This window comes from Thauera sp. DNT-1, assembly GCF_055393985.1.
On sequence record NZ_AP043752.1, the window covers coordinates 1,199,245 to 1,214,385 of the forward strand.

Consider the following 15,141-nt stretch of genomic DNA (forward strand, 5'->3'; position numbering starts at 1 on the left):
TCGGCGGGCGCGCGCCGACGATGGCTGCCCGTGCCCGGCACGGGCCGCGAGGCTTGTGCAATGCACCAGTTTGGCCGACACTGCCGCCTCCCAACAGGAGCGATGAATGAGCTATCTCCAGGACCAGAAGCCCGTCACCCTCTTCGAACTCGGCAGGATGCGCGCCGAAGGGCGCAAGATCGCGATGCTCACCGCCTATGACGCGAGCTTCGCCGCGCTCCTCGGCCGCGCCGGCGTCGATTCCATCCTGATCGGCGACTCGCTCGGCAACGTCCTGCAGGGACAGAGATCCACCCTGCCGGTCACCCTCGAGCAGATGGCCTACCACACCGAATGCGTGGCCCGTGCCGGGGCGCGCCCCTTCGTCGTCACCGACATGCCCTTCGGCAGCTACCACGAGAGCCGCGAACAGGCGATGCGCAACGCCGCCCGCCTGATGGCCGCCGGGGCGCAGATGGTCAAGCTCGAAGGCGGCGAATTCATGGCCGAGACCGTGCGCTTCCTCGTCGAGCGCGGCGTGCCGGTGTGCGCGCACATCGGCCTCACCCCGCAGGCGGTGCATCAGCTCGGCGGCTATCGCGTGCAGGGCCGCAGCGAGGAAGGCGCGGCGCGCCTCAAGGCCGACGCGCTCGTGCTCGAGCAGGCCGGCGCCGCACTGATGGTCATGGAAATGGTGCCCGCCACGCTCGCCGGCGAGATCACCGCCAGCCTCTCCAGCATGGCGACGATCGGCATCGGCGCAGGCGCCGCCTGCGACGGCCAGGTGCTGGTGCTGCACGACCTGCTCGGCGTGTTCCCCGGCAAGACGGCGCGCTTCGTGCGCAACTTCATGGAAGGCGCGGCGAGCATCGAGGAAGCGGTCGCGCGCTACGCGGCCGCGGTCAAGGACGGCAGCTTCCCCGCTCCCGAGCACTGTTACTGAGCCCGCGTCGCGCACGCGAGGAACCGCAAATGCAGATCCACGAAAACATCGACAGCCTGCGCGCCGCACGCGCGGGCGCCGGACGCGTCGCCTTCGTGCCCACCATGGGCAACCTCCACGAGGGCCATATCGCCCTGATGCGCCAGGCGCGCGAACACGCCGACTGCGTGATCGCGAGCATCTTCGTCAACCGCCTGCAGTTCGGCGCCGGCGAGGACTTCGACCGCTATCCGCGCACCTTCGCCGCCGACTGCGAGAAACTCGCCGCCGCGGGAGTCGAGCACCTGTTCGCGCCCGACGAGTCGGTCATGTACCCGCAGCCGCAGCGCTACCACGTCGATCCTCCCGCAGAGCAGGTGTCGATCCTGGAGGGCGAGTTCCGCGCCGGCCATTTCCGCGGTGTCGCCACCGTGGTCATGAAGCTCCTCAACATCGTACGCCCCGAGGTCGCGCTGTTCGGCAAGAAGGACTACCAGCAACTCATGGTGCTGTCGAACATGGTGCGCGAACTGGCGATGCCGATCGAGGTCGTACCGGGTGAGACGGTGCGTGCCGAGGACGGCCTCGCGCTGTCCTCGCGCAACGGCTACCTGAGCGCGGACGAGCGCGCGCGCGCGCCTCTGCTGCATCACCTGCTCGCAGGCATCCGCGCCGCGGTGCGCACCGGCGAGCGCGACTTCGCGCGGCTGCAGGCAGACGCGATGGCCCGCTTGAGCGCAGCAGGATGGGCGCCCGACTACGTCGCCGTGCGCCGCCGCCTCGACCTGCAGCCGCCGGTGCAGGAAGACGACGTGCTCGTTGTGCTCGCCGCGGCGAAACTTGGCCGCACCCGGCTGATCGACAACCTGGAAATCTGAAGCGGGAGGCTGGATCCGGGTTCGCCCGCGCTTGCATCGGCGGACGGATCTGGTTAAAAACCGTAAAACCCGCAAATAAAGGCCCGGCCGCGACCTGCGGCGCGCATTTCAACGAAGAAGGGGGAGTGGAAAGATGATGACGACGGTAAAACAGATCCTCGAGGCGAAAGGCAGCACCTTCCATGCGGTGCGCCCGACCGACTCGGTCTTCGACGCGCTGTCGCTGATGGCGCAGTTCGACATCGGCTGCGTGCTGGTCACCGACAGCGACAAGCTGGTCGGGATCTTCACCGAACGCGACTATGCCCGCAAGGTCGTGCTCAAGGGGCTGGTGTCGCGCGATGTGAAGGTCGGCGACCTGATGACGCCCAACCCTTACACGGTCGGCCTGACGGGCACGGCCGACGACGTGATGGCGACGATGACCGCCAAGCGCTTCCGCCACATCCCGGTGGTCGAGGAAGGCAAGGTGCTCGGCATCGTGACGATCGGCGACATGGTGAAGTCCATCGTCACCCAGCACGAGAAGACCATCAAGCAGCTCGAGAGCTACATCGCCGGCGACCTCGCCGCGGAGTGAGCCGCGCGGCGACATCGCCGCCGAACAAGCAGACGCCGGAGCCGACGGGAGTCGGGTCCGGCGTCGTCGTCTGCGGGATGCATCGCGGGGCGCGCGGGAAGGCTGCGCCAGCGTGGCCCGGAAGCGCGCTCATCGCGACTTGCGTCGCTCCCACAGAAACCGCCTCGGCTTTCGAGCCGCGCTGTGGGAGCGACGCAAGTCGCGATTGCTGTGGTCGAGCTGCGCCGGCGCGGCCCCCCGGCGCACGGATCGCGACTGGCGTCGCTCCTACGAACCCCCTCGGTTTGTCGACCCGCGCTGTGGGAGCGACGCAAGTCGCGATTGCTGTGGTCGAGTTGCGCCGGCGCCGCCCCCCGGGCGCACGGATCGCGACTGGCGTCGCTCCTACGAACCCCCTCGGTTTGTCGAGCAGAGCGGACGCCTCGTGGCTCAGTCCCCCACCGCCTTGCCGACGATCTCGGCCACGTCCGCCGACAGCCCCGGCGTGGCGAGCACGCGTTCGAGCTGCGGGCGGATGCTGGCCTGCAGCGCAGGCGTGAAACGACGCCAGTTCTCCAGCGCGCGGGCCATGCGGGCGGCGACCTGCGGGTTGCGGGCGTCGAGCGCGATCACCTGCTCGGCCCAGAAGGCGTGGCCGCTGCCGTCGGCGGCGTGGAACTCGCCCGGGTTGGCGCGGAAGAACGTGCCCAGCAGGGCGTAGACCTTGTTCGGGTTCGACAGGCTGAAGGCGGGGTCGCTGAGGAGCACGCGCACGCGCGCCAGCGCCGGCTCGGCGGCCTCGCCCCAGCGCCAGGCGCCCGCCTGCAAGGCGAACCACTTGTCGAGTACGAGGGCGTCGTCGCGATGGCGGTCGTGGAAGGCCTGCAGCGCGGCGGTGCGCGCCGGGCTCGTGCTGTGCACCAGCGCGGCGAGCGCGCCGAAGCGCTCGGTCATGTTGGTGGCGGCGGCGAAGCGTGCCTCGGCCCGCGCCAGGCCCTCGGCTACGCCGGCGGCGGCGAGGTAGCGCAGGGCGAGATTCACCAGCGCGCGACGGCCGGCGTCGCCCGGGTGGTAGCGATATTCACCCGCTACCTGCAGGCGCTCGACCACCTCCAGCCAGTCGGCGGCGAGGGTGGCGCCGAGCGCGCGCATCATGCGCACCAGCGCGCCGCGCAGCGCGGCGGGATCGGCGGGCGACATGCGCTCGAGCAGATAGGCCTCGCCCGGCAGCGCGAGCGCCTGGGCGCGGAAGGCGGGGTCGAGCGCGGCGTCGTTCAACAGGGCGCGGAAGGCGCGGACGAAGGCCTCCGGCACCGTCGCCGCGGGGTCGGCCGCGAGCGCCAGTGCGACGCGCTCGGCGTAGCGCTGCGCGGCGTCCCAGCGGTTGCAGGGGTCTGCGTCGTGCGCCATGCGGAAGGCCAGGCGCGCATCATCCTCGTCGAGTTCGAGGATCACCGGCGCGGAGAAGCCGCGCAGCAGCGAGGGCACCGGCTCGGCGGCGAGGCCGACGAAGCGGAACACCTGCGCCTCCTCGGTCAGCTTCAGTACGCGCGTGGTCGCCCCGGCCTGGGCCTCGCCCTCGAGCCGCAGCGGCAGGTCGCGCCCGTCCGCACCGATGAGGCCCAGCGCGACCGGAATTACCAGCGGCAACTTGACGTGCTGGCCGGGCGTGGCCGGGGTCGATTGCGCCAGGGTCAGCGTGTAGCTGCCGTCGGCCGCGTTCCACTCCCCGCTCGCCTTCACCCGCGGCGTGCCGGCCTGCTCGTACCAGCGCATGAACTGGTCGAGGTCGAAGCCGTTGTTGGCCTCGGACATGACCTCGACGAAGTCGTCGCAGGTCACCGCCTGGCCGTCGAAGTAGCTGAAGTAGAGGTCCATGCCGTTGCGGAAGCCCTCCTGCCCGAGCAGGGTGTGCAGCATGCGGATGACCTCGGCGCCCTTCTCGTAGACCGTGGCGGTGTAGAAGTTGTTGATCTCCTGGTAGCTGTCGGGGCGGATCGGGTGCGCCATCGGCCCACCGTCCTCGGGGAACTGCGCGGCGCGCAGCACGCGCACGTCGTCGATGCGCTTGACCGCGCGCGCCGAGGCCGCGCCCTCGGGGCCGGCCGCGCGCGCCAGCATGTCGGCGGAGAACTGCTGGTCGCGGAAGACGGTGAGGCCTTCCTTCAGGGTGAGCTGAAACCAGTCGCGGCAGGTGACGCGGTTGCCCGTCCAGTTGTGGAAGTACTCGTGCGCGACCACGCTCTCGACGTTCTCGTAGTCGAGGTCGGTGGCGGTGTCGGGCTTGGCGAGGATGAACTTGGTGTTGAAGATGTTCAGCCCCTTGTTCTCCATCGCGCCCATGTTGAAGTCGGCCACGGCGACGATCATGAAGCGGTCGAGGTCGAGCTCCAGGCCGAAGGTCTCCTCGTCCCAGCGCATCGAGTGCACCAGCGAATCCATCGCGTGTTCGACGCGGTCGAGGTTGCCCTCCTCCACCCACACCTGCAGCAGCACCTCGCGGCCCGACATCGTCTCGACCTTGCGTTCGAGCGCGACCAGCTTCGCCGCGACCAGCGCGAACAGATACGAGGGCTTGCGGAAGGGATCCTCCCACTTGGCGTAGTGGCGCCCACCCGGCAGCAGGCCCGCGTCGACCAGGTTGCCGTTGGAGAGCAGCACCGGGCAGGCCTCGCGGTCGGCTTCGAGCGTGACGGTGTAGCGCGCCATCACGTCGGGACGGTCGGGGAAACAGGTGATGCGGCGGAAGCCCTCGGCCTCGCACTGGGTGAAGAAGCCTCCGTTCGACAGGTAGAGGCCCGAGAGCGTGGTGTTGGCGCGCGGATTCACCCGGGTGACGACCTCGACCACGACGCGATCGCCCGCAGCGTCGATCTCGATGACGCCGCCGTCCTCGCGCAGCGCTTGCGGGGCCTGGCCGTCTACGCTCAGCGACACGCGCTCGAGCGCCTCGCTCCATAGCCGGATCGGGCCGTCGGCGGCGTCGCGCTTGCGCACGCAGGACATTCGGTTGGTGACCAGGGTGGCCTCGGGGTCGAGGCGGAAGTGCAGGTCGACGGTCTCGACCGTCCACGCCAGCGGCCGGTAGTCGGCGCGCTGGATCGTCGGGGCATGTTCGGTTTTCATTATGTTCTCCATCGGCGCCTCGCGGGCGCGGCAAGGGCGCGAGTGTACGCCCTGGCGGGCGAGCCGCACAGGGCGGGCATGCCTGGCGCAAAGCTGCGGTCAGGACCGGTCAGGACGACGGGACCACGGCGCGAGCGGCGCCAGGCTGCCCGCGGCGCGGCTCAGTCGGGCTTGCGGTCGCAGACCAGCACATCGGCCGTCGAACGCGCGAGAACGTGCTTGGTGACGCTGCCGAGCAGCATTTCGCCGAGCAGGCCGTGGCCGCGCTTGCCGATCACGATCAGGTCGCAATCCTGTTCCTGCTCCTGCTCGAGGATCTGCGTCGTGGCCTCGCCGTGGACCACGATGCGGCGCACGCGGTTCTCGTCCACCCCCGCGCGCGCGACCAGCTCGTTCATCTGCGCACCCGCCTCGCGGCGCGCGTTGACGCGCAGCGAGGACAGCGCGCTCTCCTCCACGCCGGCATAGCGCAGCTTGCCCTCGAAGGGCACCTCGAAGGCGTGCAGCAGCACGAACTCGGCCTGCGGGGCCACGCGCCGCGCGAACTCCAGCGCCTCGAGCGCGCGTGCCGAGAAGTCCACCGGCACGAGCACGCGGCGATAGGGCTCGTGGGCGATCTGCTTGACCACCAGCATCGGGCGCACGGACTTGCGCAGCACGCGCTCGGTGGTGGAGCCGATCAGCAGCTCGCGCATGAAGCCTGCGCCGCGCGCCCCCATCACCAGCAGGTCGGCGTCGATCGCCTCGGCGTGGGCGACGATCTCGCCGAGCACGCCACCCACCGCCAGGTGCAGCTCGGGCGTCACCCCGTGGCGCTTGTGCATCTCGGCGGCGAGCGCTTCGACCTCGCCGCGCACCTCCTCGAGCAGCTTCTCCTGCAGCCCGACGGAGTCGGTGTCGAGCAGCTGGCGCAAGGTGTCGAGCGCGCCGGAATTGACCACGTGCTGCAGCGACACCCGCGCACCGAGCTCGGCCGCGAGCAGGCAGGCACGGACCACGGCATGACGGGCGAGCGCCGAGAGGTCGGTGGGGGCGACGAGGGTGCGGATCGGGTTCATCGTTCGGTCTCCTGGGGCCGGTCGGGCGCGTTCGCCCGCGGGCTCGCCGCGGGCTGCGCGGCGGCCGGATCCTGCGCCGGCGTTGCGGACTGCGTGCCGGCAGCTGCGGGTGCGTCCGTGCGGTGAGCGTCCTCGTAGGCGATCTCCACCGCGAAGGCGCGCGCCGCGTAGTCGGCCGCATCGTTGAAGGGGTTGAGCACGCGCTCCACCCCGGCGGCGCCGAGCGCGGCGCCATGGATGTCGTCACGCACCACGCCGGCGATGCGGCCCTTGAAGCCGGCCTCGCCGAGCGCGTGCAGGAAGGCGCGGTTGGAATCCCACTGCGGGAAGGTGGTCACCACCCAGCGCGCATCGGCGAGCGGCAGGGATTCGAGGAAGCCGGGGTCCTCACCGTCGCCGAAGCGCACCGGCAGGCGCTGACGGCGCAGCTGGCGGACGATCTCGGGGTCGAAATCGACGCCGATCACGGCGATGCCGGCCTGGCGGAGCTGCCGCATCAGGCGCGCGCCATAGCGGCCGAGGCCGAACACCACGATGTCGGGCTGCCCCGCCGCCCTGCCCTGGCGCTCGACCGCGAGCTCGCGGAAGGGGCGCGCGCGCTCGAACACGCCGAGCAGCGGCGCGAGGCGCTCGTAGAGCGGCTGCGAGTACAGGATCATGTAGGTGGACACCATGATCGTGACCAGCCCGACCAGGGTGGTGAGACCGAGCGCCTCTACACCGACGTGACCAAGGGTGATGCCCATCGCCACGAACACGATGGAGAACTCGCTGATCTGCGCCACGGTGAGGCCGGCAAGGAAGCCGGTGCGCTTGCGGTAGCCCATGTAGCCCATGATCGCCATGACGATCAACGGGTTTCCGATCAACACGAAGAGCGACAGGATCACCGCCGGCCAGAGCTCACCGCCGAGCGTGGAGAAATCGAGTTTGGCACCGAGGTCGACGAAGAAGAACAGCAGCATGAAGTCGCGGATGCCGGTCAGGCGCGCGTTCATCGCCTCGCGGTAGCTCGTCGAGGCGAGCGAGAAGCCGGCCAGGAAGGCGCCCGCCTCCTTGCTGAAACCGGCCAGCTCGCCGAGCGCGGCGAGCCCGGTGCCCCAGGCGATGGCGAAGATCAGCAGCAGTTCCTGCGTGCGCGCCATCGCGTGCACCAGCCAGGGCAGCACGTAGCGCATCAGCACGAACATCAGCACGCCGGCGCCCACCAGGCGCAGCGCCAGGTGCCCGGCCACGGCGAGGATGGCGTCGTCGCCGTGGCCGCGCAGCGCGCTCATGGTCATCATCGCCAGCACCACGGCGACGTCCTGCACGATGAGGAAACCCACCGCGATGCGCCCGTGCAGGGAGTCGAGCTCGCGCTTGTCCGAGAGCAGCTTGACCACGATGATCGTGCTGGAGAAGGTCAGCGCCACCGCGACGTAGAGCGCGTCCATCAGGCTTTTGCCCATCAGCACGATGATGAGGAAGCCGAACACGATGGTGAAGCCGAGCTGGCCGAGGCCGGTGGCGAGCGCGACCGGGCCGATGTGGCGGATGTGATGCAGGTCGAGCTTGAGCCCGACCACGAAAAGCAGCACGGTGACACCGATCTCGGCGAGCAGGGCGACCTCGTCGTGCGCGGTGACGATTCCGAACACCGCCGGGCCCACCAGGATGCCGACCACGATGTAGGCGATCAGCATCGGCTGGCGGAGGCGCACCGCGAACGCTCCGGCGAGGGCGGAGACGATCAGCAGCACGGCGAATTCGGCGTAGGGCCCGTGGGCCAGCATCCCGGCCATCGTTCGATCCTCGTGTCACCCGGCGAGACACCCGGATACGGGGGCGCGCGGAGCGGAACCAAAGCCTTCGCACGAATGGTACCCGATCCGCGCCGCCAGGGCCGGCGGACGAAAAGGCGCGCGCGGAAACTCGGGAAAGCGCCGGATCAGGCCTTCGCGGGTGCGGGCAGCAGCACGATGCAGGTGCCGGCCAGGCGGTCGTGGAGGAACTGGCGGTCGCGATCGACCAACGCCCACGCCAGGCCGATGCCGCCCAGCAGCACCGAGGGCCAGGCGAGCGCATAGCGCAGCCAGCAGCGCCCGAGCGAGGCAATGCGCCCGTCCGCACCGGTGACGATCTTCAATCGCCAGGTCTGCATCGCGAGGGTCTGCCCGCCGCGCCGCCAGTACCACACGAAATACCCCCCGAGCACGCCGAACACGTGCAGCCAGAGCAACCAGCCGGGCGGGGCGAACCCGGCGGCGATGCCGAGCATCAGGTAGGGAACGAGGAAGGTGAGCGCGAGCACGCCGAGCATCAGCATCGATTCGTACAGCATCGAAGCGAGGCGCCGGCGCAGTCCGGCAAGCTCGGCGGAGGGGCGGTCGGCTGGGCCTGCACCGGCCGTGTCCTTGAGGGAGGAAGCATCCCGTGCCGGGGGCTGGGCGGCGCGCGCCCCGTCGGGGACGGCCTTGCCGGCCCGGCTCTTGCTGCGCGTCATGAGTCGATCCAGGCCGCCGCATGGCGGCGGCGCAAAAAGGGAAAACGGTAGGGGAACCGGGGAGGAGCGCGTGCGCGAGGACCTGCGCTGCGGCCGCCGGCGGCGGGATCGCGATCGCGGCCCCGCAGGACAACGTCAATCGCGCGCGCGTCGCCGCAGGCGCTCCCGGCCACCGCCTGCAGCCTTGACCAAACCGCAAGCGGCCGGTAACGTTCTGCGTTTATCCAAACCCCAATAGAGCGAGTTCGCGATGGTGCTGTCCGGAGCCGAAATTGTAATCAGGTGCCTGCAGGAAGAAAAGGTCGAGTATGTCTTCGGTTACCCGGGCGGCGCGGTCCTCTTCCTCTACGACGCGCTCTTCCAGCAGGAAACGGTCCGCCACGTGCTGGTACGCCACGAGCAGGCCGCCGTGCACGCCGCCGACGGTTTCGCGCGCAGCACCGAGAAGGTCGGCGTCGCGCTGGTGACCTCCGGCCCGGGTGCGACCAACGCCGTCACCGGCATCGCCACCGCCTACTGCGACTCGATCCCGATGGTGATCATCTCCGGCCAGGTGCCGGTCGCCGCGATCGGCCAGGACGCCTTCCAGGAAGTCGACACGGTCGGCATCACCCGCCCGTGCGTCAAGCACAACTTCCTCGTCAGGGACGTGCGCGACATCGCCGCGACGATGAAGAAGGCCTTCCACCTCGCCCGCACCGGCCGCCCCGGCCCGGTCCTGGTCGACATCCCGAAGGACGTGTCGATGCAGCGCTGCGAGTACGAGTACCCGAAAGAGATCTCGATGCGCTCGTACAACCCGGTGACCAAGGGCCACTCGGGCCAGATCAAGAAGGCGGTGCAGCTGCTGCTCGAAGCCAAGCGCCCGATGATCTACACCGGCGGCGGCGTGGTGCTCTCCAACGCGGCCGAGCAGCTCGTCAAGCTCACGCGGCTCCTCGGCTACCCGATCACCAACACCCTCATGGGCCTCGGCGGCTACCCCTCGAGCGACCGCCAGTTCCTCGGCATGCCGGGCATGCACGGCACCTTTGAAGCCAACATGGCGATGCACTACTCCGACGTGCTGCTCGCCGTCGGCGCCCGCTTCGACGACCGCGTGATCGGCAATCCGGCGCACTTCGCCGAAGAGCCGCGCAAGATCATCCATGTGGACATCGACCCCTCGTCGATCTCCAAGCGCGTGCGCGTCGACACTCCGATCGTCGGCGACGTCAAGGAAGTGCTCGACGAGATGATCCGCCAGATCGAATCCGGCGAGGCGCGCCCCAACCCCGAGGCGCTGGCCTCGTGGTGGAAGCAGATCGAGCAGTGGCGCGAGCGCAAGTGCATGGTCTACAAGAACTCGGACGAGATCATCAAGCCGCAGTTCGTGATCCAGAAGCTGTGGGAAGTCACCGGCGGCGACGCCATCGTCACCTCCGACGTCGGCCAGCACCAGATGTGGGCGGCGCAGTACTACGGCTTCGACAAGCCGCGGCGCTGGCTCAACTCGGGCGGCCTGGGCACGATGGGCGTGGGCATGCCCTATGCCATGGGCGCCAAGCTCGCCAACCCCGACATGCAGGTGGCCTGCGTGACCGGCGAGGCTTCGATCCAGATGAACATCCAGGAGCTCTCGACCTGCAAGCAGTTCCGCCTGCCGATCAAGATCTGCAACCTCAACAACCGCTACCTGGGCATGGTGCGCCAGTGGCAGGAGCTGTTCCACGGCGGGCGCTACTCCGAGTCCTACATGGACTCCTTGCCCGACTTCGCCAAGCTGGCCGAGTCCTACGGCCACGTCGGCATCCGTGTCGACCGGCCGGCCGACGTCGAGGGTGCGCTGCGCGAGGCCTTCACCACCCACAAGGACGAGCTCGTGTTCCTCGATTTCCAGATCGACCAGACCGAAAACGTCTATCCGATGGTGCAGGGCGGGAAGGGTCTCACCGAGATGATCCTGTCGGCCGAAGACCTTTGATCGCCTCCTACCGAATCCGGAACACATCACCATGCGTCACGTCATTTCCCTCCTGATCGAAAACGAATCCGGCGCGCTGTCGCGCGTGTCCGGCCTGTTCTCGGCGCGCGGCTACAACATCGAATCGCTGACCGTGGCTCCGACCGAGGACTTCTCGATGTCGCGGATGACCATCGTCACCACCGGTTCCGACGAGATCATCGAGCAGATCACCAAGCAGCTGAACAAACTGGTCGAGGTCGTCAAGGTCGTCGACATCTCCGAGGCCGCCCACATCGAGCGCGAACTCATGCTGGTCAAGGTGCGCGCCACCGGCAAGGACCGCGAGGAGATCAAGCGCACCGCCGACATCTTCCGCGCCCGCATCATCGACGTCACCGACGCCTCCTACGTCGTCGAACTCACCGGCAACCAGGGCAAGCTCGACGCCTTCATCGGCGCGATCGACCCGGCACTGATCCTCGAGACCGTGCGCTCGGGCGTCTGCGGCATCGGCCGCGGCGACCGCGTGCTCAAGGTCTGAGCTCCCCCCTCCCCCGCTCCACATCGAACCAAAGGAAAGACATGAAGGTTTACTACGACAAGGACGCCGACCTCTCGCTGATCAAGGGCAAGCAGGTCACCATCGTCGGCTACGGCTCGCAGGGCCACGCCCATGCCCAGAACCTGCGCGACTCCGGCGTGAATGTCACCGTCGGCCTGCGCAAGGACGGCAGCTCGTGGGCCAAGGCCGAGGCCGCCGGCCTGGCCGTCAAGGAAATCGGCGAAGCCGTCAAGGCCGCCGACCTCGTCATGATCCTGCTGCCGGACGAGACCGCGCCCCAGGTCTATCGCGACGACATCGAGCCGAACATCAAGAAGGGCGCCGTGCTCGCCTTCGCCCACGGCTTCAACGTGCACTACAACCAGATCGTGCCGCGTGCCGATCTCGACGTCATCATGGTCGCCCCCAAGGGCCCCGGCCACACCGTGCGCTCCGAGTACCTGCGCGGGGGCGGCGTGCCGACCCTGATCGCGATCTACCAGGACCGCTCGGGCAAGGCCAAGGACATCGCCCTGTCGTACTCCGCTGCCAACGGCGGCACCAAGGGCGGCGTGATCGAGACCAACTTCCGCGAAGAGACCGAGACCGACCTCTTCGGCGAGCAGGCCGTGCTGTGCGGCGGTGCCGTCGAGCTGGTCAAGATGGGCTTCGAGACCCTGGTGGAAGCCGGCTACGCCCCCGAGATGGCCTACTTCGAGTGCCTGCACGAGCTCAAGCTGATCGTCGACCTGATGTACGAGGGCGGCATCGCCAACATGAACTACTCGATCTCGAACAACGCCGAGTACGGCGAGTACGTGACCGGGCCCGAGGTCATCAACGAGCAGTCGCGCGCTGCCATGCGCAACGCGCTCAAGCGTATCCAGACCGGCGAGTACGCCAAGATGTTCATCCTCGAGGGCAAGACCAACTACCCGAGCATGACCGCCTACCGCCGCCTCAACGCCGACCACCAGATCGAGAAGGTCGGTGGCCAGCTGCGCGACATGATGCCGTGGATCAAGGCCAAGGCCCTGGTCGACAAGTCGAAGAACTGATCGCCCCGGCGTTCGGTCCAAGGGCCGGTACCGCACTCGCGGTGCCGGCCTTTTTCATTGCTGCGCCCGATCGCCCGCGCAAGCGCACGCACCGCAGGATCGTCATGCGGCGGCGCGGGCGCTTTTGCAGCCGGCACGGCGCGCGCGTACGCTAAAATGACGATCCTGGAATCCACGGAGGCGACGCCCAAGGTGCCCGATAACGAACACGCCCCGCTGCCCTTGTCCGACAAGCGCCGCCGCGGCATCTACATCCTGCCGAACCTGTTCACCACCGCAGCGCTGTTCGCCGGCTTCTATGCGATCGTGCAGGCGATGAACCAGCGCTTCGAGTACGCCGCGGTGGCGATCTTCGTCGCCATGGTGCTCGACGGCCTCGACGGCCGCATTGCCCGCCTCACCAACACCCAGAGCGAGTTCGGCGCCGAGTACGACTCGCTCTCCGACATGGTCTCCTTCGGCGCCGCACCGGCGCTGGTGATGTACGAGTGGGCGCTGCAGGACCTCGGCAAGCTCGGCTGGGTCGCCGCCTTCATCTACTGCGCCGGGGCCGCGCTGCGCCTGGCACGCTTCAACACCAACATCGACGTGGTCGACAAGCGCTACTTCCAGGGCCTGCCCAGTCCCGCGGCGGCGGCCCTGGTCGCCGGCATGGTGTGGGTGGGCATCGACAACGGCTTCGCCGGCAACGAGCTGCGCTGGTACGCCGCGGTGCTGACCATCTTCGCCGGCGTCTCCATGGTCAGCAACGTGCTGTTCTGGAGCGGCAAGAGCATCAACCTGCGCAAGAGCGTGCCCTTCATCGTGCTGATCGCGCTGGTGCTCGCCTTCGCGCTCATCTCCAGCTACCCGCCCGGCATCCTCTTCGGCCTCTTCCTCGCCTACGCCGGCTCGGGCTACGTGGTCGCCGCGCTGCGCTGGCGCCGGCGCCGCACCCATCGCGCCGAACCCGCCGCACCCCAGGCGGCCGCGTACACCGCACAAGCCGGCGACGCCGCCGCCGCGCCCGTCGAGGGCGCTTCATCCGACCCCGGGAGCAAGCCATGAAAGACAAGCTGATCATCTTCGACACCACCTTGCGCGACGGCGAGCAGAGCCCCGGCGCGTCGATGACGCGCGACGAGAAGCTGCGCATCGCCCGCCAGCTCGAACGCATGCGGGTCGACGTCATCGAGGCCGGCTTCGCCGCCGCCTCCAATGGCGACTTCGAGGCGGTGCGCTCGATCGCCGAGGCGATCAAGGAATCCACCGTGTGCTCGCTGGCGCGCGCCAACGAGCACGACATCCGCCGCGCCGGCGAGGCCATCCGGCCGGCGGCGCGCGGCCGCATCCACACCTTCATCGCCACCAGCCCGATCCACATGGAGAAGAAGCTGCGCATGACGCCCGATCAGGTCGTCGAGCAGGCGGTCAAGGCGATCGGCTGGGCGCGCGAATACACCGACGACGTCGAGTTTTCCGCAGAGGATGCCGGCCGCTCCGAGATCGACTTCCTGGTGCGCATCTTCGAGGCCGTGATCGACGCCGGCGCGAAGACCATCAACGTGCCCGACACGGTCGGCTACAACGTCCCCGAGCAGTTCGCCGCCACCGTGCGCACGCTGATCGAGCGCGTGCCCAACTCGGACAAGGTGGTGTGGTCGGTGCATTGCCACAACGACCTCGGGCTGGCCGTGGCCAACTCGCTCGCCGCGGTGCGCACGGGCGCGCGCCAGGTCGAGTGCACCATCAATGGCCTGGGCGAGCGCGCGGGCAACGCATCGCTCGAAGAGATCGTCATGGCGGTGCGCACCCGCGCCGACATCTTCCCGGTCGAGACCGGCGTCGACACCACGCAGATCGTCCCGGCCTCGAAGCTGGTTTCGCAGGTCACCGGCTACCCGGTGCAACCCAACAAGGCCATCGTCGGCGCCAACGCCTTCGCGCACGAGTCCGGCATCCACCAGGACGGCGTGCTCAAGCACCGCGAGACCTACGAGATCATGCGCGCCGAGGACGTCGGCTGGGGCGCCAACAAGCTCGTGCTCGGCAAGCTCTCCGGTCGCAACGCCTTCCGCGCCCGCCTGCAGGAGCTCGGCATCGAGATCGAGAGCGAGGAGCACCTGAACCAGGCCTTCGCGCGCTTCAAGGAGCTCGCCGACCGCAAGTCGGAGATCTTCGACGAAGATCTCACCGCGCTGATGCGCGACGAGGCGGTGACCCCGGCGCCCGAGCAGTACCGCCTGGTGTCGACCCGCTTCCACTCCGAGACCGGCGAGACGCCGGTGGCCGAGATCACCCTGTCGATCGGCGGCGCCGAGAAGCACGCCCGTGCCAACGGCTCCGGCCCGGTGGACGCCGCCTTCAAGGCGATCGAGACGGTGGCGACGACGGGAAGCGAGCTGCTGCTCTACTCGGTGAACGCGATCACCAGCGGCACCGACGCCCAGGGCGAGGTCACCGTGCGCCTGTCGCGCGACGGCCGCGTGATGGACGGACAGGGCGCCGACACCGACATCATCGTCGCCTCGGCCAAGGCCTACCTGAACGCGCTCAACAAGCTGCACGTGGGAGCCGAACGGCTCAACCCGCAGGTATGAGGGCGTAAGGC

At 68.8% G+C, this 15,141-nt stretch carries 12 protein-coding genes; 8 read left to right on the forward strand and 4 right to left on the reverse strand.

Translation table 11 applies throughout. The annotated features are described in order from the left end of the window. Nucleotides 1-106 precede the first annotated feature (106 nt). From panB to ACZ5PP_RS05605, 3 genes are all read left to right on the forward strand, one after another. Entirely contained in the window at nucleotides 107-922 is an 816-nt protein-coding gene (gene panB, locus ACZ5PP_RS05595) for a 3-methyl-2-oxobutanoate hydroxymethyltransferase (protein ID WP_464826857.1), read from the forward strand. Nucleotides 923-951: 29 nt separating this feature from the next. Continuing rightward, entirely contained in the window at nucleotides 952-1,779 is an 828-nt protein-coding gene (gene panC, locus ACZ5PP_RS05600; protein ID WP_004300559.1) for a pantoate--beta-alanine ligase, read from the forward strand. A 133-nt stretch (nucleotides 1,780-1,912) separates the two neighbouring features. After that, nucleotides 1,913-2,359, forward strand: a complete 447-nt coding sequence (locus ACZ5PP_RS05605; protein WP_004300557.1) for a CBS domain-containing protein — start codon at nucleotides 1,913-1,915, stop codon at nucleotides 2,357-2,359. 429 nt (nucleotides 2,360-2,788) lie between these two features. Here the strand turns inward: ACZ5PP_RS05605 and pepN are convergent, their stop codons facing one another. From pepN to ACZ5PP_RS05625, 4 genes are all read right to left on the reverse strand, one after another. Continuing rightward, nucleotides 2,789-5,464, reverse strand: coding sequence for an aminopeptidase N (gene pepN, locus ACZ5PP_RS05610; RefSeq protein ID WP_464826858.1), 2,676 nt, complete (start codon nucleotides 5,462-5,464; stop codon nucleotides 2,789-2,791). Between the two features lie 161 nt (nucleotides 5,465-5,625). Continuing rightward, nucleotides 5,626-6,522, reverse strand: coding sequence for a universal stress protein (locus ACZ5PP_RS05615; protein ID WP_043746277.1), 897 nt, complete (start codon nucleotides 6,520-6,522; stop codon nucleotides 5,626-5,628). Then, a complete protein-coding gene (locus tag ACZ5PP_RS05620) occupies nucleotides 6,519-8,306 on the reverse strand; it encodes a cation:proton antiporter (RefSeq protein ID WP_464826859.1) in 1,788 nt (595 codons plus the stop codon). Before ACZ5PP_RS05620 ends, ACZ5PP_RS05615 begins: the two co-directional genes overlap by 4 nt. A 146-nt stretch (nucleotides 8,307-8,452) precedes the next feature. After that, nucleotides 8,453-9,007: an RDD family protein gene (locus ACZ5PP_RS05625; RefSeq protein WP_004300550.1), complete on the reverse strand. Its 555-nt coding sequence runs from the start codon at nucleotides 9,005-9,007 to the stop codon at nucleotides 8,453-8,455. 250 nt (nucleotides 9,008-9,257) lie between these two features. On the opposite strand from ACZ5PP_RS05625, the gene ACZ5PP_RS05630 reads away from it, so the two are divergent. The 5 genes from ACZ5PP_RS05630 (at nucleotide 9,258) to ACZ5PP_RS05650 (ending at nucleotide 15,130) form a co-directional block, all read left to right on the forward strand. Continuing rightward, the gene (locus tag ACZ5PP_RS05630; RefSeq protein WP_004300548.1) at nucleotides 9,258-10,970 is read left to right on the forward strand and encodes an acetolactate synthase 3 catalytic subunit; all 1,713 of its coding nucleotides are present in this window, start codon (nucleotides 9,258-9,260) and stop codon (nucleotides 10,968-10,970) included. A 31-nt stretch (nucleotides 10,971-11,001) separates the two neighbouring features. Then, a complete protein-coding gene (gene ilvN / locus ACZ5PP_RS05635; protein WP_004300546.1) occupies nucleotides 11,002-11,493 on the forward strand; it encodes an acetolactate synthase small subunit in 492 nt (163 codons plus the stop codon). 41 nt (nucleotides 11,494-11,534) lie between these two features. Beyond that, nucleotides 11,535-12,551 (forward strand): ketol-acid reductoisomerase, encoded by a 1,017-nt coding sequence (gene ilvC / locus ACZ5PP_RS05640; protein ID WP_004300544.1) that lies wholly within the window; start codon nucleotides 11,535-11,537, stop codon nucleotides 12,549-12,551. A gap of 156 nt (nucleotides 12,552-12,707) precedes the next feature. Further along, on the forward strand, nucleotides 12,708-13,598 hold the full coding sequence (pssA, locus tag ACZ5PP_RS05645) for a CDP-diacylglycerol--serine O-phosphatidyltransferase (RefSeq protein ID WP_004300542.1): 891 nt from the start codon (nucleotides 12,708-12,710) through the stop codon (nucleotides 13,596-13,598). Beyond that, the gene (locus ACZ5PP_RS05650; RefSeq protein ID WP_004300541.1) at nucleotides 13,595-15,130 is read left to right on the forward strand and encodes a 2-isopropylmalate synthase; all 1,536 of its coding nucleotides are present in this window, start codon (nucleotides 13,595-13,597) and stop codon (nucleotides 15,128-15,130) included. Before pssA ends, ACZ5PP_RS05650 begins: the two co-directional genes overlap by 4 nt. Nucleotides 15,131-15,141 lie beyond the last annotated feature (11 nt).

Coding starts and splice junctions, on each gene's coding strand:
- pssA (WP_004300542.1), top strand. CDS start 12,708: ATGACGATCCTGGAATCCACGGAGGCGACGCCCAAGGTGCCCGATAAC.
- ACZ5PP_RS05620 (WP_464826859.1), bottom strand. CDS start 8,306: ATGGCCGGGATGCTGGCCCACGGGCCCTACGCCGAATTCGCCGTGCTG.
- pepN (WP_464826858.1), bottom strand. CDS start 5,464: ATGAAAACCGAACATGCCCCGACGATCCAGCGCGCCGACTACCGGCCG.
- panC (WP_004300559.1), top strand. CDS start 952: ATGCAGATCCACGAAAACATCGACAGCCTGCGCGCCGCACGCGCGGGC.
- ACZ5PP_RS05615 (WP_043746277.1), bottom strand. CDS start 6,522: ATGAACCCGATCCGCACCCTCGTCGCCCCCACCGACCTCTCGGCGCTC.
- ACZ5PP_RS05625 (WP_004300550.1), bottom strand. CDS start 9,007: ATGACGCGCAGCAAGAGCCGGGCCGGCAAGGCCGTCCCCGACGGGGCG.
- ilvN (WP_004300546.1), top strand. CDS start 11,002: ATGCGTCACGTCATTTCCCTCCTGATCGAAAACGAATCCGGCGCGCTG.
- ACZ5PP_RS05630 (WP_004300548.1), top strand. CDS start 9,258: ATGGTGCTGTCCGGAGCCGAAATTGTAATCAGGTGCCTGCAGGAAGAA.
- ACZ5PP_RS05605 (WP_004300557.1), top strand. CDS start 1,913: ATGATGACGACGGTAAAACAGATCCTCGAGGCGAAAGGCAGCACCTTC.
- ilvC (WP_004300544.1), top strand. CDS start 11,535: ATGAAGGTTTACTACGACAAGGACGCCGACCTCTCGCTGATCAAGGGC.
- ACZ5PP_RS05650 (WP_004300541.1), top strand. CDS start 13,595: ATGAAAGACAAGCTGATCATCTTCGACACCACCTTGCGCGACGGCGAG.
- panB (WP_464826857.1), top strand. CDS start 107: ATGAGCTATCTCCAGGACCAGAAGCCCGTCACCCTCTTCGAACTCGGC.